The following is a 22624-nucleotide window of genomic DNA, read 5'->3' as shown; positions in this document are numbered from 1 at the left end:
GCTGTCCTGTCCGGGTGAAGGCTTCGGATGATCAAGGCTGTGAGCTGCGACCCGAAATGTAGGTCCGGACGGTCGGGGCGCGAGTTGTTCGGATCTACTTTTCGGAATCGAATGATCTTGTGCCTCAGAATGGGTGTGCGGCGGTGCGGGTGAGCGCGGCGGCCCGCTTGCTGCCGGTCAGGCTCTTCTCGGCGTCGAGCATGGGTCGCCCGCCTCGGGGTTGGCGGGGTCGGGTGCGGGTGGGCCAGGGCACCGGGTTGGTCGCGGTGGCGAGGTAGTCCGACTGCGCGGGGATGGGCCGCAGGTACTCGGCGGCGACCAGTTCGCGGACGTCTTTGACGGTGAGGTGGGTGGGTCGTGCGGCGGCGTTGCGGAACTTCCACCTCGGCCCACCCGTAGTTTTCGGACCAACAACAACTCCAGCGCTGGTCAAAGGCGGGATGTAGATCCCCGGGTTCCGGGCGTTCGCACCGCCCACGACCAGGGCTGGAGTTGTTCTTTCGCTGAGAACTACGGCGAGGCCGGACCGGGCCACGAATCAAGACAGGCGCTCCTGCGAGCGCCCGCCTCCGATATGGCCCGGCGGAAGCCGCGCCCAGTTTCCAGCCCGTACCGGCCGGGACCGGTCCCGGCTCGGCCGTACTACATTGAGGAGATGGTGCTGCCACCCTGCGTCGTATGCGGCGAGCCCGTACTTGACGGTTCGGGATGGGCATCGACGCTGACCCGAGCCGAAGCCACCGCGTTGCTCAGGAATGCCCCGCCGAAGGACCGGTCGGTCATCGATCCGAAGGTGAGCCAGCCCGTCTGGGTAGGGCACGAGCATTGCACGGGCAACTATCTGCGTACGAACGAACAGTCGGCCGAGGAGCTGGAGAAGCGGCTGGTGCGGCGGGCGGGACTGCAGTCCGAGGCCACCCGGCAAGCGAAGGCCGCGGCCGGCCGGCCGGTCCGCCGCCGCCCACTTCCACCGCAGCCCCGAAACGCGAGTCCTGTGAGAAGGCGGGAGTTCTGGCGGGACCACGGTTTGGTCGACGGCGAGCGCGTCGACTGCGCGGTGTGCGGCCGCACCCTCCGAGCGAGGGTCTTCAGCCCGACCGAGGTAGCGGTCGGGGTGCATGGAAAACTCAAGGGCATCGCGCTGATCTGTGGGGATTGTGGCCGCCTGCACTGCGTCGACTGCGCCGTCCCTGGGGCCTCGCCTCGACCAACCTGCCACTGGTGCAGGCGGCCGGGAAGCGTGACGGTCCCGGTGACCTGATAACCACGGCGGGTCGGATCAGCCAGCCACACCCGGCTGGTCCGCGACTGCGCCCAAGCCGTTAGCCGAGTGTGCCCGGCTGCGGTGCTTGGCACGCTGGTCGTGCCAAGCAGACGTCCGTACTGGTCAATCGCCGCTGTCATGCCCCACCCCAGACCTCCGTCGCGTCGCCTCAACCTGTGCGGCGCCGCCGCCCAGCGGGAACGCGGGCAGAACTGCAGTGGGACGCTTCGGGCTCCTATCAGGCCACATCGGCCCCGGCCGGCGGCGGCACGGCGACGTCCTCCCGCCGGTCGACGTATCGCTAACAAGGCACCGCGGCCCGTTGTTTTTCGGGTCAGACCGCCGGGAGGACGTCGTTGATCACGATGCCTACAGTTGTTTTTGGGCTGGCAGTCGGGGGGGCCTCCAGGTGTCGGCGCTGGCTACGACGGTGGCGGTGAACAGGTCCATGCGGACCGACCAGTCGCGGACCAGGACCGGGCCGACGTGGCGGTGGTAGAGGATGACGCGGCCGCCGCGGGCCGAGACGGTGGACCGCCGCGCAGACGCAGGCCCACATGCATGCCGGTTTGAGTGTCGGTCCGTGCCAGACACTTGCGCCCGGCATGCGGATGAGCTCGTTGTTCATCCGACACAGCGGTGCACGTAGGGCGGACGGGCCGGGAACCGGGCGAACAGCGAGTGCGGCGTCATGACCGGCTCGGGTCGACCGGCCTGATCGAGCAGGGCGAGTTGCTCGGGCGACAGTTCGATGCCGAGCGCGTCGAGGTTGGCATCCAACTGCTCGACGGTGGTGGCGCCGATGAGGGTGCCGAGTATGGCCGGCCGGCTGATGATCCAGTTCAGTGCCACCTGCGCCGGCGCCCGGCCGACCTCGGCGGCGATGGTGCGCAGCACGCCAAGGATCTGCCAGTGCTGCTCGCTGGGGGTCACCGGCAGTGGCCACTGGCTGCCCGCCGACAGCCTGCCAGCGCTTTCGGATAGTTGCCGCTCGTACTTACCGGTGAGGAAGCCGTTGGCCAGCGGCGACCAGGCGACGATCGCCATGCCCAGGTCCTGGGCGGCGGGCACGTGCTCCCACTCCGCGGTTCGCTCGACGAGCGAGTACTCCAGTTGCAGTGCCGCGACCGGCTCCCACCCACGGTGGTGGGCCAGCATCTGTGCTTTCGTCGCCCACCACGCCGGGACGTTGCTGAGCCCGACGGCGCGGACCTTGCCGCCGCGTACCAGCGTGTCGAGGGTGGACATGACCTCCTCGACGCCGGTGACCTGGTCCCACAGGTGCAGCCAGTACAGGTCGACGTAGTCGGTCTGCAGTCGGCGCAGCGACGCCTCGAGTGCGGGGAGGATGTGCTTGCGGCCGTTGCCGCGGGCGTTGGGGTCCGACGGGTCGGTCGGCCCGCCGAACTTGGTCGCCAGGACCAGACGGTCCCGGCTGCCGGTCTCCTGGATGAGCCGGCCGAGCAACTCCTCGCTGGCTCCGGCGCCGTAGATGTCGGCCGTGTCGATGAAGTTGCCGCCCCGGTCGAGGTACCGGTGGAAGATCGCGCGCGCGGCCTCCTCGCCGGCGTGCCACCCGCCGGTGCCGAACGTCATGGTGCCCAGCCCCACGGGGGAGACCCGTAGGCCGGTGCGGCCGAGCAGGAAGTAGTGATCAAGATCAAGGATGGTCACAGGTGCCGCCTTTCGCCGAGGATGTGGCCACCCTGCATGCTGGAGTGCGCTCCCGGTCAAGCCGGTTGACCGGGAGCGCACTCCAGGTGTGATCCTCGGTCGGTGCCTTCCTACACGCCCCGCGAAGCGGCCGCGCACAGCGGTTTCAGCCTCGACACACTGCGCTACTACGAACGCATCGGTCTGCTGCCCCCGATCAGGCGCACCCGTTCGGGACGGCGGTCCTTCACCGACATGGACCTGCAATGGCTGGCACTGCTGCGTTGCCTGCGCGACACCGGCATGCCGGTCACCGAAATGCAGCAGTTCGTGCGGCTCATGCGCGATGGGCAGGGCACGACGCAGGAGCGACTCGCGGTCCTGCTGACGCATCAGCGGCGGGTCCAGGAGCAGATCACGCGCCTTCAGCAGCATCTGGGGCAGATCCTGACCAAGATCGATATCTACCGGCAGGGGCAGGCGTGGAACCCGCCCCACGGCCGCGCGCCTCACGTCGGTGATCCTTTGAGAATCGCCAACTCTGATGAGACGGAATCCGGGCAACTGGGACACGCCAACGGCCACGACCGCCATGCCACCCGAGAATGCGCCGAGACGCCCGCTGGGATCCCTGAGAACCTGCCAACCTCACCGGGACCGGACAGGCAGGGCCACAACGCATCCGAAAAGTAGGTCCGGACTCCGAAGCGTTCGAGCGGACAGTGTCCCGTCCGGATAAAGATGGTGAGTCCGCTGGTATTTGAGCTGCTGTCCGCCATGTTGATGTGGATGGTTCGGCTGCGAGATGTCCACGTTTAGTTGGCGGATTCGGTGGATCTTCGCGTTCCGAGTCAGCCAGCGGTACCCGTCGGATCAACGCGTGGCGCCGGTGAGGTTCGCCTCATGCATGATCGCGCCGGTCAGGTCGGCCCCTTCGAAGTCGGCGCTGGCGAGATACGCCCGATGAAGATCAGCGCCGAAAAGCTTGGCGTAGCTCAGATCGATCATGTGGTTGGCGTCGTGGCGCGGGTCGCGTCGCCCCATGACCGTCAACGCCGCCTGAATGTCCCCGGGCGCCGCCGGCAGCAGCCGTTGAGCTCCAGAGCGGCTCCTGTTGTTGCCGCGTGGCAAGCTCGTCGCCATGATCGATGATTTCGCGAAGGACTTCCTGCACGGCCGGTTGAAGGTGATCCGTGAGGCGCTGGTCTGGAAGCTCGATGGCCTGTCCGAGTACGACATCCGGCGTCCCCTGGCGGCGACGGGGACCAATCTCCTCGGCCTGGTGAAGCATATGGCGACCTTGGAGGCCTGGTATTTCGGTGAGGTCTTCGGTCGCCCATCCCCGGAGCCGCTGGGGCGATGGCAGGACGCGGATGGCAGCGACCTGTGGGTGAGCCCGGACGAGACCCGCGAACAGATCATCGACTTCTACCAGCGTGCCTGGAAGCATGCGGACGCGACGATCAACGAGCTTCCCATCGACGCGCCTGGCCACGTGCCATGGTGGTCACACCCTGACGTGAAGCTGCTCAACATCATGATCCACGTCCTTCAGGAGACCACCCGGCATGCCGGCCACGCTGACATCCTGCGTGAGCAGCTCGACGGCCGGACCGGGCTGAGGGCTGAATACGAGGAAGAGATCGACACGGCGGCCCGCGCGACACACCGCGCGAAGATCGAGCGGGCTGCGCAGGCAGCGGCCGGCGGCGCGGGCCATGCCGGCCTATCTGCCCCACACGGCGCAGTCGAGACTACGCCCTGATCAGCCCGATCACCGGCGCCCTGGCTGGCTGATCGACATGCTCGCGTTCACCTGCCTGCGCCTGCAAACCGTCGCAAAACCCGACCCAGCCCGCGACGGCGGACGGAAGTGCGGTCAAAACTCGCGGAGATTGATCAAGAGCCGAACCGATCAATGGATGGTTTGATGTTCCCCGGGGCTTGACAAACCGTTGCCGCCTCCCACACCGCGACCAGGCGCTGATCGTGGTGCTCCCCGTCATCACCCGGCCCGAACAGGTAACGCAGTACCTCACGGACACTCGTGCTGCGAGGCTGCACTCGGGGGATCACGTCGACGCCCGCTTCAACAGCCCATGCAACCGCTCGGCGATCGCGTCGAGCCGCTCGACACCAGCCACACCGGCCGTGACGTCACCCAGAGCCGGATCCCCAGACGTGCTGGTCGCCACCTGCAGGGCGCGGACCACGGCCGCCCGGGCGGTGAACACCTCACGCTGAACCGCTGCCAACTCCGCCCGCGTCGCACCCGCACCGCAACCGGACACATGAGCCCGAGCAGCAGCGACCGCCGCCTCCCCGGCGTACCCGGTCGGTCTCAGCCCGGAACGAGCGGCAGCCGCCGCGATGTCGCGCCACTCCTCGCTCGTCAGCCGAACATGCACACGGTATGGCCGACCGGACGTCCGTTCCCGGTTCCGAGCAACCGGCCGCACCACCCCTACATCCATCGAGGAGTCGACAGTCATGCCACGGCATCTTTCACTCCGTCGATGCCCGCCTCGCGTTACCAACTCGGCACGTACGGGTGAATCCGCAACCTAGATCCGGACTCTGCAAGATCATCCGCAAGGTAAGTCCGGACTCCGCAAGGTTGGCGCGGACGCGACAAACGATACGACCCTTTTGGGCTGGGCGCAGCGGCGAAAATCAATTAGAATGTGTGTACTAAAACGGCTTCTGAACTGGGAGGACAGCCGTGCCAGAGTCCGTCGCCACCGCGCCCACTGCCACCCCCCTCCCCTACGCCACCCTGCTCGCCTTCACCCGTTACGTCGACCGCACCGGCCCGGCCAAGGCGACGTTCGTCGGCGGCCTGCGCAAGCAACGTGCGAGCCGCTCCGGCTTCAACCCGCACGGGCAACTCGTCAAGGCGCTCAAGACCGACATCGCGTTCCGGACCGGTGGCCGCCACCTGGCCGAGATCGCCGGAGTGGTCAAGCCGCGCTGGCGCCCGCTCTACGAGGCGCTCGTTCCGGGCTCGGTGAGCTACCTGCACTCGCTCGGCGACCTGTCGACGGTCGAGCTGGCCCAGACCCACGACGCGCTCGGGATGGTCGGCGACCTGCCGGTGAAGGTCAACCCGCACCTCGGGCTACGTTACGACGACGGCCGGCGGGAGGCCGTCCGGCTGCACTTCGACGAGCAGCCGCCGAGCCAGGAGGCACTGCTGGCCACCCTGCACCTGATGGGCCGGCAGATGGACCAGGTGCTGCCCGGCGCCGAGCCGGTGCTGGTCGACATACGCCGGGGCGTCGCGCACCACCGTGACCCCGCCGTCCGCCCCGACCAGGTCGAACGCTGGCTGGCCGGTGAGGCGGCAGCCTTCACCGCCATCTGGTCCACCGCCGCCTGATGAAATAGCGCGATCTCTCCCCGGCGCAGGTGCCCCGGCCGGGGCACCTGCGATCCGGTCAGGTGGTCAGGGACCAACCGTCCAGGCGACCGGTGTACGGGGAGGCCGCGTCCTGCACGCGTAGCCGCCAGGTGCCGTTGCGGGGCTCGGTCGACAGGTTCACCAGGTAGGTCTCGTTGATCGGTGAGGCGCCGACGACCCGGTTGCGCAGCAGGTAGGAGCTACCGTCCGGGGCGACCAGTCGCAGTACCAGGTCGCCGACCCGGCCGTGCGAGATCCGCACCGCGACCGCGCTGGTCGTCGAGGCGTTGCCCGTGCAGCCGGCGAGCGCGATCGGGCTCTGCACCGTACCGAGGTCCGGGATGGCCACGGCGGTGGCGTTGCCGCCGGCGCAGGCCGTCGGCGTACCGGCGGTCAGGTTCAGCGTCCAGGTGTCGAGCTGGCCGACGTCCGCCGGGGCCATGTCCTGCACCCGCAGCCGCCACCGGCCGTTCGCCGTCTCGCTGGACAGGTCGACCCGGAAGGTCTGGTCGATGTTGTCCTCACCGCCGCCGGTCCGGTTGTGCAGCACGTACGCGCTGCCGTCCGGCGCCAGCAGGCTGACCACCAGGTCGGAGCGGAACGTGTGCAGGATCCGTACCCGCACGGTGCTCGACGCCGACGCCCGGCCCGGACAGCCGGAGATGGTCACCCCGCTCTCCACGGTCGACAGGTCCGGGATCGCCACGTCGGTGTTGTTGGTGCCGGTGCAGCCGACCGGGTTGCTGACGGTCAGCGTGTACCGGGCGGTCCGGGTGGCGTACGGGCCGGTGCCGGTGACCGTCACCGGGTAGCTGCCGGGCACCGCCGCCGAGCCGACCCGGATCGTCAGCACCGACGACCGGCCGGCGACGACGGAGGCCGGGCTGAACGTGGCGGTGACACCCCTGGGCAGTCCGGCGGCGGTCAGCGCGACGGTCTGGGCCGAACCGGCGGTGATCCGGATGGCCACCGTCGCGGTGACCGCGCCGCCCGGGCCGGTCGAGCCGCTGGCCGGGGTGACGGTGAGCGCGAAGTCGTGGGTGGGCGGCCGTACGTCGGCGACGTAGAGCAGTACGTTCGGCGAGCCGGGGCCGGGATTGGTGACCAGCCCGGGGGTGCCGTGGTTGACCAGGGCGTCGCGCACCTGCTGCGGGGTGTACGACGGGTTCTGCGCCAGCACGAGCGCGGCGGCACCGGCCACGTGTGGCGAGGCCATCGAGGTGCCGTCCGCCGCCCCGCTGGAGGTGTCGCTGGCGATGGTCGACGAGACGATCGCCACCCCGGGAGCGAAGATGTCGACGCAGGGGCCGTAGTTGGAGAAGGTCGCTCTGGCGTCGCTGCGGCCGGGGCCACCCTGGATTCCGCCGGTGGCCGCCACGGTGATCGCGGTGGGAACGCTGGCCGGTGAGCCACCGCAGGCGTCGACGTTCTCGTTGCCGGCCGCGACGGCGTAGCTGACGCCGTCGGCGATCGAGTTCGCCACCGCCGCGTTGGCGGCGCTGTTGGCCGGACCGCCGAGGCTCATGTTCGCCACCGCGCGCTCGCCGGGGTCGTGGTCGCCGGTGACCCAGTCGACGCCGGCGATCACCTGTGCGTAGGTGCCGCTGCCGGTGCAGTCCAGCACCCGTACCGCGACCAGGGTCACGTCCTTGGCGACCCCGTACTCGGCGCCGCCGACGGTGCCGGCGACGTGGGTGCCGTGCCCCTGGCAGTCGGTGGCGGGCCCGCCGTCGATCGCGTCGAAGCCGGAGACCGCCCGGCCACCGAAGGTGCGGTGGGTGAGCCGGATCCCGGTGTCGATGACGTAGACCCGGACTCCGCTGCCGGTGCTCGGGTAGGTGTAGCTGTTGTCCAGCGCCAGTGGGCGCTGGTCGATCCGGTCGAGGCCCCAGGAGGGGGTCGGGGTCTGCGTACCGGTGAGCCGGACCCGGTGGTTCTGTTCGACGTATGCCACCGAGGGGTCGGTGGCGAGCCGCCGGGCCGCCTCGGCGGAGCCGGTGAACTCGAAGCCACGCAGCGCGTGCCGGTAGGTGCGGGCCACCTTTCCGCCGGCCCGGGCGGCGAGTACGCCGGCCCGGTCGGTCACCGAGGCGGCGCTGACGGAGGCGTCGTCGAGTACCACCAGATAGCTTCCGCTGACGGCGGTGGCGCCGCCGGCGTGCCGGATCGTGCCGCCGGCCGGTGCCGCGGTCGCCGGTGCCGGCACTGCCGCCGTGCCGACCAGGCCGGCGGTGACCGCGACGGCCAGTCCGGCGGCGAGTCGGCCCGCCCGCCGCTGACCTGTTGTGCTGGCAATTCTCATCGCCATTCTTCTCCCCTCCTGCCGATGGCCGGGGCCCGCGCGACGGTGCCGCGACGCCGACCCGGAAAACGGCTAACGGGACACTACGAGGGGTACTTGAATCCTGGCGGACAGTAACCGACAGCAGGTCAGTCGGCATCTGGACCTGGTACGGCCGTTACCTGCGGAGGGTCGGGGCTATCGGCGGAGGGTGAGGATCAGGTCGGCGACCAGCGCGGTCCAGCCGGTCTGGTGCCAGGCGCCCAACCCGGCCCCGTTGTCGCCGTGGAAATACTCCGGGAAGGCGATCAGGTCCTTCCAGTCCGGATGGGTCTGGAACAGTTCGGCGATCCCGTAGATCGGGCGGCGGCCCCAGTCGTCCGGTACGAAGAGCGCGATCAGCCGGGCGGAGAGGTCGTCGGCGATCTCGGTCAGGGTGTGCTTACTGCCGGACCGGGTCGGATACTCGACCAGCAGGTCGTCGCCGAAGAACGCCGCGTGGTCCCGGAGCGCGGAGATCAGCATGAAGTTGGTCGGCATCCAGATCGGGCCACGCCAGTTGGAGTTGCCGCCGAAGAGCCCGGAGGTCGACTCGGCCGGCTCGTAGCCGACGGTGAACTCCTGGCCGCCCAACTCCACCGCGAACGGCTTCGCCAGATGCCGCTTGGAGAGCGTACGCAGGCCGTACGGGGAGAGGAACTCCTCCTCGTCCAGCATCCGGGCGAGCAGTCGGACCACCTGGTCCGGGCCGACCATCGAGAGCAGCCGCTGCTGCCGCCCGTCGCCGCCGAGCCGGCGACCGCCGATCACCCGGGCGTACTCCGGCTTGTTGGCCAGGAACCAGCGCAGCCGGGCGGTCAGCTCGGGCAGCCGGTTCAGGGTGACCGTGGTCAGCCGGGTGATCGCGGCCAGCGGCAGCAGCCCCACCACCGAACGCACCTTCAACGGCCGGCTGGTGCCGTCCGGCAGCCGCAGCACGTCGTAGAAGAAGCAGTCCTCCTCGTCCCAGAGCCCCTGGTCGTACGCTGCCGCCGCGATGTACGCGAAGTGCTCGAAGAACTTCGTCGCGATGTCGGAGTAGGTCGGGTCGTGTACCGCCAGGATCAGCGCCATGTCGAGCAGGTTGAGCGCGTACATGGCCATCCAGCCGGTACCGTCGGACTGCTCCAGCACCCCGGCCAGCGGCAGCGCGGCCGACCGGTCGAACGGGCCGACGTTGTCGAGCCCGAGAAAGCCGCCCTCGAAGACGTTGTTGCCGCCGATGTCCTTGCGGTTGACCCACCAGGTGAAGTTCAGCAGCAACTTGTGCATCATCCGGGCCAGGAAGTCGAAGTCCCGGCCACCGTCGATCTCGAAGACCTTCAGCGCCGCCCAGGCGTGCACCGGCGGGTTCACGTCGCCGAACGCCCACTCGTACGCCGGGATCTGCCCGTTCGGGTGCAGATACCACTCGCGGAGCAGCAACAGCAGTTGCGCCTTGGCGAACCCGGGGTCCACCCGGGCGATGGTGACGCAGTGGAACGCCAGGTCCCAGGCGGCGTACCAGGGATATTCCCAGGGGTCCGGCATCGAGATGACGTCGAAGCTGTTCATGTGCCGCCAGGAGCTGTTCCGGCCGTGCCGGTGCCCGTCCGGCGGCGGTACGGCGGCCGGGTCGCCGGTCAGCCACTGCTGCACGTCGAAGTGGTAGAACTGCTTGCCCCACATCAGTCCGGCGATCGCCTGCCGGGCCACCGACGCCTCCTCGCGGGACGCGCCGTCCGGGATCAGCCGGCCGAAGAACTCGTCCGCCTCGGCGTGCCGGGCCGCCAGCACGGCGTCGTGCTCCGCCCCGAGGTCGAGCGGCGGCGCGGGCTCGCTGGCCGGCGGCGGGGCGGTCCGGGTGAGCCGGAGCCTGATCGTCGCCTCGCCCCGGGCCGGCACATCCAGCACGTAGTGCAGTGCCCCCTTGGTGCCCTCGCCGGCCGGGTTGACCGAGTCGGCGCCGTTCACCACGTGGTCGTTGATGCCGTCCTTCGGGTACGCGCTGCGCCCCGGCAGCCCCCACAGCCGCTCGGTGTTCGTCTCGTTGTCGCAGACCAACGCGGTCGGCTCGCCGTCACCCTCCAGCACGAGCTGGCCGAGTACCCAGTGCTCGCCGACCAGCCGACCCGGGGTGCCGTGCAGCTTCGGCACCTGGTCCCGGCCGGGCAGCCCCCAGGACCAGGTGTTCCGGAACCAGAGCGTGGGCAGCACGTGCAGGGTGGCCGGTTCGTCCCCCCGGTTCGCCACGGTGATCGAGACGCACATGTCGGTCGGGGACGCCTTGGCGTAGTCGACGGTCACCGCCCAGTACCGGTCGTCGTCGAAGATCCCGGTGTCGACCAGCTCGTACTCCGGCTCGTCCCGGCCGCGTGCGGCGTTGACCGCGACCAGCTCGTCGTAGGGGAAGGCGGCCTGCGGATAGTGGTAGCGCCAGCGCATGAAGGAGTGCGTGGGCGTGGAGTCCAGGTACCACCAGTAGTCCTTGACGTCCTCGCCGTGGTTGCCGCCGTCGCCGCCGAGGCCGAACATCCGCTCCTTGAGGATCGGGTCCGCGCCGTTCCACAGCGCCAGGCCGAAGCAGAAGGTCTGCCACTCGTCGCAGATCCCGGCCATCCCGTCCTCGTTCCACCGGTAGGTCCGGGACCGGGCGTGGTCGTGCGGGAAGTAGTCCCAGGCGGTGCCGTGCTCGCTGTAGTCCTCCCGGACGGTGCCCCAGGCCCGCTCGGCGAGGTAGGGTCCCCAGGCCCGCCACGGCTCCTCGCCAGCGTCGGCCTCGGCCAGCCGAGCGCGCTCCGGATCCACCTCGGCACGCTCCGGATCCAACCCGGTACGCTCCGCGTCCCGCCCGTCGTCCATTCGACTCCCGCCCGCCATCCGACCGATCCCCCACGGTCATCCTTCCGATCATTGTGATCGGTCCCGGCGCGGACGGCCAAGGATCGCGGCGACCGTCACCACCGCCCGTGTGCGCCCTGTCACCTCCAGCGGGCATCATGGGCGCCATGCTGCCGATCGAGTTCGGGCCGCGGGTCTGCGGTCACCTGGAGGCCGGCGTCGACCGGGAGTGGCTGGTCCCGGACGGCCTGGGCGGATACGCGATGGGCACGGTGAGCGGGCTGCGTACCCGGCGCTACCACGGGCTGCTGATGGTGGCCGGGGACACCCCGGGCGCCCGCCGGCTCGGGCTGGTCAGCCTGGACCCGGAGCTGATCCTGCCCTCCGGCGCGACGGTCCGGCTCGGCGCACACGAGTGGCGCTCCGGCGACGTCGACCCGCGCGGCTTCGAGCTGCTGGAGCGCTTCGACCTGGTCGACGGGCTGCCGCGCTGGCGGTGGCGGATCGGCGACCTGGTGCTGGAGCGGGAGCTGGCGATGGCGTACGGCCGTTCCTGCCTGGCGGTCCGGCACCGGCTGGTGGCCGGCGGCCCGGCCCGGCTCGGCCTGGCGGCCGTGCTGACCTGGCGGGACGGCCACGGCGAGCGGCGGGCGGACGGGCCGGCACCGAAGGTCGAGCCGGCGGCCGGCGGAGCGGTGGTCGAGGACGCGTTCCGCCTGGCCGGGCCGGAGTGGGTGGCCGAGGGCCGGTGGTGGCACGGGGTGCACCACCGGGAGGAGGCGGCCCGGGGGCTCACCCCGGACGAGGACCTCTGGTATGCGGGCCGGTTCACCGGCACGCTCGACCGGCCCGGGGAGAGCGTCTCGGTGCTCGCCTGGGCCGGCGACCTGGCCGCCGAGCCGCCGCCGGCCGACGAGGTGATCGAGGCGGCCCGCCGGCGCAACCGCCGGGTGGTGGCGGCCGGCAGGCCGGCGGACGCGGTGGCGGCGACCCTGACCCTGGCCGCCGACGCCTTCGTGGTCGGCACCGACACCGGGCCGGACGTGGTGGCCGGCTATCCGTGGTTCGGCGCCTGGTCCCGGGACACGATGATCGGGTACGAGGGGCTGTTCCTCGGTACCGGCCGGGCGGACGAGGGGCGGGAACTGCTCCGGGCGTACGCGGGGACGCTGTCGGAGGGGATGTTGGCGAACACCGCCGACACGGGGCGGGTGGAGTACAACACCGTGGACGGGACGCTCTGGTTCCTGCACGCCGTGGCCCGGCACGTGGCGGTCGCCGACGACACCGACCTGGCCGCCGAGCTGCTGCCGGCGCTGCGCGCGGTGCTCGACGCCCACCTGCGGGGCACCCGGTACGGCATCGTGGCCGACCCGGCCGACGGGCTGCTCACCCAGGGCTGCCCCGGGGAGGCGCTGACCTGGATGGACGCCCGGGTGGACGGCGAACCGGTGACCCAGCGGGTCGGCAAGCCGGTCGAGGTGAACGCGCTCTGGGTCAACGGGCTGGCGGCGGTCGTCGAGCTGGCCGGGCTGCTCGGCGAGGACGCCGGGGCCGCCCCGGCCGCACACCGGAAGGCCCGGGCGGCGTTCCGGCGCCGCTTCCCGGCCCCGAGCGGCTGGCTCTACGACGTGGTCGACGCCCCGCCGCCGGCCTATCCGCGCGGGGCCGGCGACCGGCACGACGACGACCTGCTCCGGCCCAACCAGCTCCTCGGCTGGTCGCTGCCGTACGCGCCGCTCGACCCCGATCCGGCGATACTGCGGCGGATCGGCGCGGCCCTGCTCACCCCGCTCGGCCCGCGCAGTCTCGCCCCGGAGAGCCCCGGCTACGTCGAGCGGCACCGGGGCGGCCCCGCCGAACGGGACTCCGGCTACCACCAGGGCACCGTCTGGCCCTGGCTGATCGGCCCGTACGCCGACGCCTGCCGCCGGGCCGGGCTGCCCGTGGACGAACTGTTCGCCGGGCTGGAGGCGCACCTGCCGGAGTACGGGCTCGGCTCGGTGAGCGAGACCGCCGACGCCGTACCGCCGCACGGCGCGACCGGGGCACCGTTCCAGGCGTGGTCGGTGGCGGAACTTCTGCGGGCACGACGGAACTGACCGGGCGGCGGAGCTTCTACGGGCACGGCGGAACTGACCGGGTGGCGGAACTGACCGGGCGGCGTTACACGCCCGCAACGGCCACGTCTTCGCCGGTTTTCCCACCGCCGGCAGTATTGGGCCTAACCCAATGACGCGTAGGCACCCGTAAGGGGTGTCTCTACGCGGCTGCGTGGGAATCAATTCAAAGGGGGCTGGGCCATGTCACCGAACGCCGAGGTCGTCAACTTCCCCGCGGCCCGCCCGCTGAAGGTGCTCATCCTCTCCTGGGAGTACCCGCCGGTGCTGGTCGGCGGGCTCGGCCGGCACGTACACGCGCTGGCCACCGCGCTGGCCACCGCCGGGCACCAGGTGACCGTGGTGACCCGGCACGGCGAGGGCGCCCCGGTGGAGGCGTACGTCGACGGGGTGCACGTGCTGCGCGCCCCCGAGGACCCGGTCGGCTTCCCGCTGGCCACCCCGAGCCTGCTGGCCTGGACGATGGCGTTCAACCACACGCTGACCCGGACGGCGTTGCGGGCCGCCCGGACCGGCGACTACGACGTGATCCACGCACACGACTGGCTGGTCGCGCACACCGCGATCAACCTCGCCGACCACCTGGACATCCCGCTGGTCACCACGATCCACGCCACCGAGGCGGGCCGGCACCAGGGCTGGTTGCCGGACGAGATGAACCGGACCATCCACTCGGTCGAGCACTGGCTCGGCCACGAGTCGCACCGGGTGATCACCTGCTCCGGCTACATGCGCGACCAGGTGAACGCGCTGTTCGGGCTGCCGGCCGGGCACGTCGAGGTGGTGCCGAACGGGGTCGACGACCGGGCCTGGTCGGCCCAGCCCCGGGCGGTGGCCGCCGCCCGCAAGCGGTACGCCGGGGCCGGGCCGCTGGTCGGGTTCGCCGGCCGGCTGGTCTACGAGAAGGGCGTACAGCACCTGGTGCACGCCGTACCGAGGCTGCGGGAGCGGCACCCGGAGGTGCGGGTGGTGATCGCCGGGGACGGGCCGTACAAGCAGGAGTTGCAGGACCAGGCGCGGCGGCTCGGGCTGGAGCAGAGCGTACGGTTCGCCGGGTTCATGACCGAGCGGCAGTTGCCGGCGGTGCTGGCCGCCACCGACGCCACGGTGGTGCCGAGCCTCTACGAGCCGTTCGGGATGGTCGCCCTGGAGGCGGCTGCCGCCGGGGCACCGCTGGCGGTCGCCGCCACCGGTGGACTGGCCGAGATCGTCGAGCCGGGGGTCACCGGGGTCACCTTCCCGCACAGCGATCCGGACGCGCTGGCCGGCGCGGTCGACTCGCTCCTCGGCGACGAGGTCTTCGCCCGCCGGGTGGCTCGGACGGCCCGCACCATGGTCACCGAGCGGTACGGCTGGACCAGCATCGCCGCCCGTACCGCCGCCGTCTACGCCAGCGCGGCGAACGCCGGCCCAACGCCACGGATCCGGGCCGGGGGCGGGGCGGGGCGGATCGTCGTACCCCAGGGGAACCTGCTGGCCCTCGACGGCGCCGCCTGCTGACCCGCGTCGGCACCGCGCTGCCCCGCGTCGGCACCGCGCTGCCCCGCGTCGGCACCGCCGGACCTGCCGTCGGTGGGTCCGGCCTCAGCGGTTCGGTGAATTTCGCTCCGATCAATGTTCCGAGCAGTGCCTATGCGGCGAGAGTTGATGCGGGAGGCACTGTCCGCTCGCTATCGTGTACGGCGGGTAGCAGAGAGGGACGCCGCCGGTGCACCAGGGACGGATCGCCGATCGTTACCTGCTGCTGCACACCATCGGCATCGGTGGGATGGGGCGGGTCTGGCTGGCCCACGACGAGATGCTGGCCCGCCCGGTCGCGGTCAAGCAGGTGGTGCCGCCGGACTGGATGACCCCGGACGAGCGCGACGAGCTGCGCTACCGGACGCTACGCGAGGCGCGCACCGCCGCCCGGCTCAACCACCCCAACGTGGTCCGGGTCTACGACGTGGTGCACGACGACGCCTCCCCGTGGATCGTGATGGAGTACGTGCCGTCCCGCTCGGTCCAGCAGGTGCTGGAGGCGGACGGGCCGCTGTCGCCGGTGCGTACCGCCGAGGTCGGGTTGGCGGTGCTGGCCGCGCTGCGCGCCGCGCACTCCTCGGGGGTACTGCACCGGGACGTCAAGCCGCACAACGTGCTGATCGCCGAGGACGACGGCCGAGTGGTGCTCACCGACTTCGGGCTGGCCACCGTGGACGGCGGGGACGGCGCGCTGACCCGGGACGGCGTGGTGCTCGGCTCACCGCAGTACGTCTCGCCGGAGCGGGCCGCGGACGGCTCCTCCACCGTCGAGTCCGACCTCTGGTCCCTGGGCGCCACTCTGTACGCCGCGGTGGAGGGCCGGTCGCCGTACCGCCGACCGACCACAATGGCCACCCTGACCGCGCTGGCGGTGGCGCCACCGGACCCGACCCGGCTGGCCGGCCCGCTCCGCCCGGTGCTGTCCGGGCTGCTCCGCCGCGATCCCCGGCAGCGGCTCACCGCCGACGAGGTCGAACGTCTGCTCCGCCGGATCACCGATCCGCCGCCCCGGTCCGGCCGGCACCCGTTCGCGCTGGCCCGCAGCCTCGCCCGCCGGCCACCGACCCTGCCGGTCACCGGCCCGCCAGCCCCGGAGGAGGCTCCGGCCGATCCGCCGGCCGAGCCCCCACGGCCGAGCCGTCGACGGCCGCCCAACCAACGCCCGCAGCCCGACGAGCGACCGCAGCCGAACCAGCGCACCGCCCGGGACCAGTCGCCGCGATCGAAAGGGTGGGGCCGGCCGGACCAGCCCGCCGCACCGGACCGGCCGACCGCACCGGCCGAGCCGACGGGTACCGCCGGTCCGGCCGACCCCGCCGCCCGGGGTGGCCCACCGGGGCCGGCCGGTGCGGGCGGCCCGGAGCGGGACCGGGCGGGGCGGCAGCCGCATCGGGTGTGGGGTGCGCGTCGCGGCCCGGGGCGGCAGCCGGGCCCCGACCGGCCGAAAGCGGCGGGAGGGAACCGTCGGTGGGGTCCCGGCGGGCGGGTCTGGCGGATCGGGGTCACCGTGCTGGCCCTGACCCTGCTGGCCGGTCTCGGCACCGGGTTGACGCTGCGGGCCACGCAGGTGGGCGAGGGCCCGCCCGAGGCGTCGGACAGCCGGCCGACCGCCCAGGTGACGGCGGCGTTCCCGTGTGCTCCGCCGCCGGAGCGGACCGTGCCGGTGACCGCCGCGCCGCGCCCGCCGGACGAACGATTCGGGCTCATCGACAACTGGACCTGGTACACCGACGCGTCCGGGTTCCGGATCGCCGTGCCGATCGGCTGGCACCGCTACACCGACGGCCGGGTGGTCTGCTTCCGTGAGCCGGTCGCCGGCACCGCGCGGCTGCTCAGCATCGATCCGAGCACTCCGGCCACCCGGGACGGCGAGCGGTACTGGCTCGCGGAGGAGCGGCGGCTGACCGACGCGGGTCTGCTGGCCGGGTACGAGCAGGTCGGGATCGGGCCGCTGGACATCCGGGCCGGCGGGGCGATCTGGGAGTGCCGGTGGACCAATGCGCGCGGCGATCGGGTGCAGGCCGCCCGGATGCTGATCAACACCTCGGCCGGCCGGGCGTACACCGTCTCCTGGTTGACCCGGGAGTTCGACTGGGGCGTCAACCAGAGCTACCTGCGGATGGTGCAGACCAGCTTCCGGCCGGTCGACTGAGCCGGGGTCGTACCCCCGGGCCCGGCGACACGCCGGAGTCCACTTGCCGATACGGCAGAACGGTGCCGCCGTGCCGCCTCCGGAGTTGGCCCGCGCGTCGGTCCGCATCCCGGCTGACCTGGCCGGAAACCCGAGTCGGGTACGTGTTTGACCACACCGGAACGACCCGGTGGAGTGGACCGTGACATCGGCGACAGCACTGTGGATCAAACGGTGATTGCCTCGCGATCCCCTGTTTGGCACAGTGTCGCCAGCCGTGTGGGATGTAACCCCGGGGGAGGATGCACGACGATGATGGGACCATCCCATGCACTGTCCGGTGCCGCGGTCTGGTTGGCCGGGTCCTGGGGCCTGAACTTCTTCGCCGACTACGAGCAGTCGCCGCTGGCGATCGCGGTCGGTACGGCGGTCTGCGCGGGCGGGGCGCTCTTCCCCGACCTCGACATGTCCGGCAAGGTCACGAAGAACCAGGGCGGTGCGACCGTCGCCCGTACCTTCGGCGTGGTGTCGCTATTCTTCGCCGAGGTGATGGAGAAGATCTCCCTCGGCGTCTACCACGCCACCAAACTGAGCAAGGATCCGCACCGGAACAACGGCCACCGGACCCTGACCCACACGCTGCCGTTCACCTTCCTGGTCGGCTGGGGCACCACCGCGCTCTGCACCGCGTACGGCAAGTGGGCCGTGATCGGCATCCTCTTCTTCATGATCGGTCTGGCGCTGCGCGGGCTCTTCGACGAGTGGGCGAAGCGGGCCGGCTGGGTGATCGTGACGCTGGTGTCGGCGGCGGCGGCATACTTCACCTTCCTGCACCTGCCTGGCGACCGGGGCTACCCGATGCTGGGGCTGGCGGTCGGGGTCGGCTGCTTCGTGCACATCATGGGCGACATCATCACCAGCAACGGGGTGCCGATCCTCTGGCCAGTGCCGATCAAGCGGCGCATGTGGATGATGATCGGCATCCCGAACAAGATCGCCGTCAAGGTGGGCGGCAAGGTGGAGACGATCGTGCTGCGTGGCGCCTTCACGGTGGTCTCGATCCTCTCCGCACTCGGCCTGGCCGCCCCCTCGGTACTCCGACGGTTCAACATCGAGATCTGAGCCGCCGACGCCCGGTCCTGGCTCCATCTCTGGAGCCGGGGCCGGTCACGTTTTTTGCGGTCGGGCGGTCGGTCGGGTGGTCGGGTCACCCGGAGACCTCAGAGCGCCGGGGCGAGTCCCACCAGGCGTGCGCTCTCGTCCCAGAGCCGATCGCACCGCGCGACGTCGGTGGTGTGCGGCGCGGTGCTGACCTGCCGGCGCTTGACGAAGAAGCTCCCGCTGATCCCCTCGACGTCCGGTGTGGTCGCCAGCCACACCGGCGTGTCCGCTCCCGCGTCGGGCCCGGGTGTCCCGGGACTCGACCCCAACAGCGTGCTGAAGACCCTGAGGGTGCCGCGCGCGGTGCCCTTGCCGAGCCCGGTGTCCTTGATGATGCCCGGATGCACGCCGTTCACCGTGATGCGTGTTCCCGCCAGCCTGCGGGCGAGCGCGTACCCGAACATCGCGTTCATGTTCTTGGTCCGTCCGTACGCGACGAACGGGCGGAAGCTGGGAAGCGGGCCCAGCCCACGTCCCGTCCGGCTGCCCAGGTCGTCCAGGTCGACCGGCACCCTGGCGAGCCCGCCGGGATCCGCGCCCACCACGACGAACCGGGCCGCCCGCCGGCCGATGGGCCGTACCAGGGACCGCAACAGCAGGTACGGCGCGAGGTGGTTCGTGGCCAGGAACCGGGGGATCCCTTCCGACGTGACCTCCCGGACCTCCGCGATCACGGCGGCGTTGCTGATCACCACGTCCGGCAGGGGTTCCCGGCCGAGCCGCTTCGCCAGCTCCCGCACCTCCGCGAGCAGAGACAGGTCCGCTCGTTCGAGCAGCAGGTCGGCATCTGGCACGGCGGCGGCGATCCGCGCTCGCGTCCGGTCCAGACGCTCGTCGCTGCGACCGACCAGCACCACCGTCATGCCCGCCGCCGCCAGCCGGCGGGCTATCGCCTCCCCGATGCCGTTGGTCGCCCCGGTCACCACGGCCCGTTTCCCTCGATGTGACACCCGTGCTCCTCGTCCACCTGTCCCGGTCGTCCCACGACCGGCCATCCTGACCGCCGGTCGGCCGACTCGGCCAACCAGGTTGACGTTGTCAACCTAGCCCGTCAGGTTGACAGCGTCAACCACGACTAGCATGGTCCGGTGCCCCCTGGTACCCGTGACGCCCTGGTCGACGTGGCCGCCCGCCTCCTCGACGAGGGTGGCGTGCCAGCCGTCACGCTCCGCGAGGTCGGGCGCCTGGCGGGGGTGTCGCACAACGCCCCGTACAAGCACTTCGCCAGCAAGGAGGCGCTGCTCGCGGCGATCGCCGCCCGGGAACTCGCCCGACAGGGCGCGGCCCTCGGCGCGACGATGGAACGCGAGCGGTCGCCGGAGGCCGTCCTGCGGGCGACCCTGCGCCACTACGTCGCCTGGGCCCTCGACCATCCCGCGCGCTTCAAGCTGACCTTCGGCAGGTGGTCGATCGAATCCGAGGAACTCGACACCGCCGCCCACGACGCACAGACGCTGCTGGTCCAGCTCGTCACCAGCGCTCAAGAGGCCGGCGCACTGCCACCCGGCGACCCGGTACGCCTGGCGTCGCTGCTGCGCGCCCTCGCGCACGGCGCGGCCGACCTCGCCTCCACGGGCCACCTGGCATCCGGGGGCAAGGGGCACGCCGGCCCCGAGGAACTGATCGACGACCTGCTCGGCTACCTGCGCGGCGCGGCGGCACACCAGGCGGGATAGCGCGGCCGATGGTGAGCGTGACGGTCTCGGTCTGCTTCCGAGCTGGGACGGGGACGGTCAGACCGCGACCCGCTGGGCCGGGACCGGGACGGTCAGACGGCGACCCGCTGGGCCGGGACCGGGACGGTCAGCCCCCAGGCGACGAGCAGTTCCGGGGTGTTCGCCCGGCTGCCGTCCGCCACCGTGTCACAGGCGATGTCGACGATCTCGTCCTTGTGGGCCATCAGGTAGGGCCGGGCGCCGACGTCAGCGTTGGCCAGCGCGGCGATCCCGGGCCAGTGCCGGCGGCCGAAGAGCATCGGATAGCCGCGCAACCCCTCGTAGGTGGCGCAGACCAGGGCCTCCGGGTAGGGCAGCGCCGCCACCCGGCGTACCGCCGCCTCGGTCAGCCCCGGCATGTCCACCGGGACCACCACCACCGCCTCGATCCGGCGGTCCGGTACGGCGTCCAGGCCGAGCCGGATCGACGAGCCGATCCCGGTACCCCAGGAGCGGTTCACCACCACCGTCGACCCGGAGAGGTCGGCGGTGGCCCGTACCTGGTCGGCCGCGGCCCCGAGGACCACGACCAGCGGCCCACAGCCCGCCGCGCGCATCGTGTCGAGTACCTGGTTCACCAGGGGTCGCTCCCCCTGGTGCAGCAACGCCTCCGGGCCGCCGATCCGGCGTCCCCCGCCCGCGGCGATGATCATTCCTGCGATCCGACTCAGCGCCGTCACCTTCCGCCGGTCGCGCGACCCCCGCCGCGCGCACACCGGTCCCAACGAGCGGAAGCCATCCAGGTATCGGCACTAATCGGACCAATTCGCAGCTATGCCGCATTTGCGTAACAGTCCACCACCGAGACGTCGAGCGGGAACCGTACCGGAGTCTCGCCGAAGAGCAGCCGCCCGGCCTGCGCCGCCGCCTCGTGCACCAGGGCGGTCACCTGGTCGGCCCACTCCGCCGGGCAGTGCACCAGCACCTCGTCGTGCTGGAAGAAGACCAGCTCGGGACGGCCCGCCCCGACCTCGCCGCCGAGCCCGGTCAACCCGTTGCGCAGCCCGGCGAGCAGCGTCAGCGCCCACTCCGCCGCCGTCGCCTGGATGACGAAGTTGCGGGTGAACCGGCCCCGGGCCCGAGCGGCGGCCCGGGCTCGCGGCCCGAACGGGTCGACGGCGGCCGACTCCACCACCGGCCCCTCGCCCTCCTCGGACTCCCGCACCGAGACCGAGCCGGGTGGACAGGTCCGCCCCAGCCAGGACCGGACCAGCCCGCCGCCCTCGCCGGTCCGGGCCGCCGACTCCACGTATTCAAAGGCGGTCGGATAGCTACGGCGCAGTACCGCCAGCGCGGGGATCGCCTCGCCGCCGGTCTGGCCGTACATCGCGCCGAGCAGGGCCAGCTTGGCCCGGGCCCGGTCACCGCCGAAGCTATCCCCGGCCAACGCGGCGTAGAGGTCACCCGCGCCACCGGCGGCGGCGAGCCGGGCGTCCCCGGAGACCGCCGCCAGCACCCTCGGCTCCAACTGGCCGGCGTCGGCGACCACGAACCGCCAGCCCGGATCGGCCAGCACCGCCCGCCGGACCACCTTCGGGATCTGCAACGCGCCGCCGCCCCGGGTCGCCCACCGCCCGGAGACCACCCCGGCCGGGACGTACTCCGGACGGAACCGGCCGTCCCGGACCCAGGCGTCCCGCCAGGCCCAGCCGTGCGCCGTCCAGATCCGGTAGAGCTCCTTGTATTCCAGGATCAGCGGGACCGCCGGGTGGTCGATTCCGCGCAGCACCCAGGCCCGGGTGCTGGGCAGGTCGTGCCCGGCCCGGCCGAAGGCGCGGAGCAGCTCGGCCGGCGACTCGGCGTGCAGGTGGCGTACCCCGAAGGCGGCGGCGATCCGCGCGGACAGCTCCGCCAGCTTGCGCGGCGGCCCGCCCACCGGCGACGGCTCGCCGAGCAGGTCGACCAGGAGCGCGTCGTGCACGTCGGCCCGCCACGGCAGCCCGGCCGCGCCCATCTCGGCGGCGATCAGCGCACCGGCCGACTCGGCCGCGACCAGCAGCCGGAACCGCCCCGGATGCGCCGTCGCCGCGATCCGGGCCTGCTGGTCGGCGTGGACCCGGACCAACGCGTCGAGGCCGAGCGGCGGCGGCCCCGGCTGCACGTCGAAGAGCGCGGCCTGACCGTCGCCGGGCGGTGCGGCGGCCCGGGGCGGCGGATCGGCCGGCACCGGCGCACCGGTCAGCCGGGCCCACGCGGCGGCCAGGCCGCGCGGCTCGCCCCAGCGCCCGTCCTGGCCGAGCAGCAGCGCCTCGGTCAGCTCGACGTCGTGGCAGCGCTCCACCCGGTGACCCTGGCGCAGCAGCCGGGGATAGCTCGCGGCGGTGGAGGCCCAGACCCAGCGCGGCCGGCCGGCCCGCTCCCGGGCCGCGACCGCCGCGCCGAGGTCGGCGACCCGCTCGCTCGCTCCGGCAGGGCGCCCGTCCGGATGCAACGGCTGGAGCAGACCTCCGTCGCCGTCCTCGTCCCCGATCACCGCCACCAGCACGTCGACGATTCTGCCCGCACCGACCGACACTCCG

The 22624-nt window shown here is 71.9% G+C and carries 17 protein-coding genes; 8 read left to right on the top strand and 9 right to left on the bottom strand.

Translation table 11 applies throughout. The annotated features are described in order from the left end of the window. Window positions 1-124 precede the first annotated feature (124 nt). Window positions 125-433, bottom strand: a complete 309-nt coding sequence (locus tag Pma05_RS24240; RefSeq protein ID WP_203859761.1) for a hypothetical protein — start codon at window positions 431-433, stop codon at window positions 125-127. A gap of 1455 nt (window positions 434-1888) precedes the next feature. Beyond that, on the bottom strand, window positions 1889-2938 hold the full coding sequence (locus tag Pma05_RS24235; protein WP_239312993.1) for an aldo/keto reductase: 1050 nt from the start codon (window positions 2936-2938) through the stop codon (window positions 1889-1891). Window positions 2939-3040: 102 nt separating this feature from the next. Between Pma05_RS24235 and Pma05_RS24230 the strand changes: the two genes are divergently transcribed. Next, complete coding sequence (locus Pma05_RS24230) at window positions 3041-3610, top strand: MerR family transcriptional regulator (RefSeq protein ID WP_203859760.1); 570 nt, start codon at window positions 3041-3043, stop codon at window positions 3608-3610. 180 nt (window positions 3611-3790) lie between these two features. On the opposite strand, the gene Pma05_RS24225 is transcribed toward Pma05_RS24230, so the two are convergent. Next, window positions 3791-4060 (bottom strand): pentapeptide repeat-containing protein, encoded by a 270-nt coding sequence (locus Pma05_RS24225; RefSeq protein ID WP_203859759.1) that lies wholly within the window; start codon window positions 4058-4060, stop codon window positions 3791-3793. On the opposite strand from Pma05_RS24225, the gene Pma05_RS24220 reads away from it, so the two are divergent. After that, a complete protein-coding gene (locus Pma05_RS24220) occupies window positions 4059-4682 on the top strand; it encodes a DinB family protein (protein ID WP_203859758.1) in 624 nt (207 codons plus the stop codon). The two genes, Pma05_RS24225 and Pma05_RS24220, sit on opposite strands and share 2 nt — an antisense overlap. A gap of 307 nt (window positions 4683-4989) precedes the next feature. Here the strand turns inward: Pma05_RS24220 and Pma05_RS42730 are convergent, their stop codons facing one another. Beyond that, on the bottom strand, window positions 4990-5172 hold the full coding sequence (locus Pma05_RS42730; protein WP_239312991.1) for a hypothetical protein: 183 nt from the start codon (window positions 5170-5172) through the stop codon (window positions 4990-4992). Window positions 5173-5639: 467 nt separating this feature from the next. On the opposite strand from Pma05_RS42730, the gene Pma05_RS24210 reads away from it, so the two are divergent. Then, the gene (locus Pma05_RS24210; RefSeq protein WP_203859757.1) at window positions 5640-6296 is read left to right on the top strand and encodes a hypothetical protein; all 657 of its coding nucleotides are present in this window, start codon (window positions 5640-5642) and stop codon (window positions 6294-6296) included. A gap of 58 nt (window positions 6297-6354) precedes the next feature. Here Pma05_RS24210 and Pma05_RS24205 read toward each other — a convergent pair whose 3' ends face one another. Then, complete coding sequence (locus Pma05_RS24205) at window positions 6355-8619, bottom strand: S8 family serine peptidase (RefSeq protein WP_203859756.1); 2265 nt, start codon at window positions 8617-8619, stop codon at window positions 6355-6357. 177 nt (window positions 8620-8796) lie between these two features. Next, window positions 8797-11478 carry an MGH1-like glycoside hydrolase domain-containing protein gene (locus Pma05_RS24200; protein WP_239313014.1) on the bottom strand — a complete coding sequence of 894 codons (2682 nt, stop codon included), beginning with the start codon at window positions 11476-11478 and terminating at the stop codon, window positions 8797-8799. 146 nt (window positions 11479-11624) lie between these two features. Between Pma05_RS24200 and Pma05_RS24195 the strand changes: the two genes are divergently transcribed. The 4 genes from Pma05_RS24195 (at window position 11625) to Pma05_RS24180 (ending at window position 18351) form a co-directional block, all read left to right on the top strand. Continuing rightward, complete coding sequence (locus Pma05_RS24195) at window positions 11625-13559, top strand: amylo-alpha-1,6-glucosidase (RefSeq protein WP_203859755.1); 1935 nt, start codon at window positions 11625-11627, stop codon at window positions 13557-13559. 201 nt (window positions 13560-13760) lie between these two features. Further along, a complete protein-coding gene (locus Pma05_RS24190; protein WP_203859754.1) occupies window positions 13761-15077 on the top strand; it encodes a glycosyltransferase family 4 protein in 1317 nt (438 codons plus the stop codon). Window positions 15078-15285: 208 nt separating this feature from the next. Further along, a complete protein-coding gene (locus tag Pma05_RS42725) occupies window positions 15286-17250 on the top strand; it encodes a serine/threonine-protein kinase (RefSeq protein ID WP_239312990.1) in 1965 nt (654 codons plus the stop codon). A gap of 291 nt (window positions 17251-17541) precedes the next feature. Further along, window positions 17542-18351: a metal-dependent hydrolase gene (locus Pma05_RS24180; RefSeq protein ID WP_203859753.1), complete on the top strand. Its 810-nt coding sequence runs from the start codon at window positions 17542-17544 to the stop codon at window positions 18349-18351. Window positions 18352-18449: 98 nt separating this feature from the next. Here Pma05_RS24180 and Pma05_RS24175 read toward each other — a convergent pair whose 3' ends face one another. Then, window positions 18450-19340 carry an SDR family NAD(P)-dependent oxidoreductase gene (locus tag Pma05_RS24175; RefSeq protein ID WP_203859752.1) on the bottom strand — a complete coding sequence of 297 codons (891 nt, stop codon included), beginning with the start codon at window positions 19338-19340 and terminating at the stop codon, window positions 18450-18452. A gap of 138 nt (window positions 19341-19478) precedes the next feature. Between Pma05_RS24175 and Pma05_RS24170 the strand changes: the two genes are divergently transcribed. Further along, a complete protein-coding gene (locus Pma05_RS24170) occupies window positions 19479-20066 on the top strand; it encodes a TetR/AcrR family transcriptional regulator (protein WP_203859751.1) in 588 nt (195 codons plus the stop codon). A 92-nt stretch (window positions 20067-20158) separates the two neighbouring features. Here the strand turns inward: Pma05_RS24170 and Pma05_RS24165 are convergent, their stop codons facing one another. Together Pma05_RS24165 and Pma05_RS24160 are read right to left on the bottom strand one after the other, a co-directional pair. Continuing rightward, on the bottom strand, window positions 20159-20758 hold the full coding sequence (locus Pma05_RS24165; RefSeq protein ID WP_203859750.1) for a nucleotidyltransferase family protein: 600 nt from the start codon (window positions 20756-20758) through the stop codon (window positions 20159-20161). 119 nt (window positions 20759-20877) lie between these two features. Then, window positions 20878-22620: a bifunctional 3'-5' exonuclease/DNA polymerase gene (locus Pma05_RS24160; RefSeq protein WP_203859749.1), complete on the bottom strand. Its 1743-nt coding sequence runs from the start codon at window positions 22618-22620 to the stop codon at window positions 20878-20880. Window positions 22621-22624 lie beyond the last annotated feature (4 nt).

The organism is Plantactinospora mayteni (assembly GCF_016862935.1).
Classification (GTDB): domain Bacteria; phylum Actinomycetota; class Actinomycetes; order Mycobacteriales; family Micromonosporaceae; genus Plantactinospora; species Plantactinospora mayteni.
This window is presented reverse-complemented; position numbering and strand designations above follow the sequence as displayed.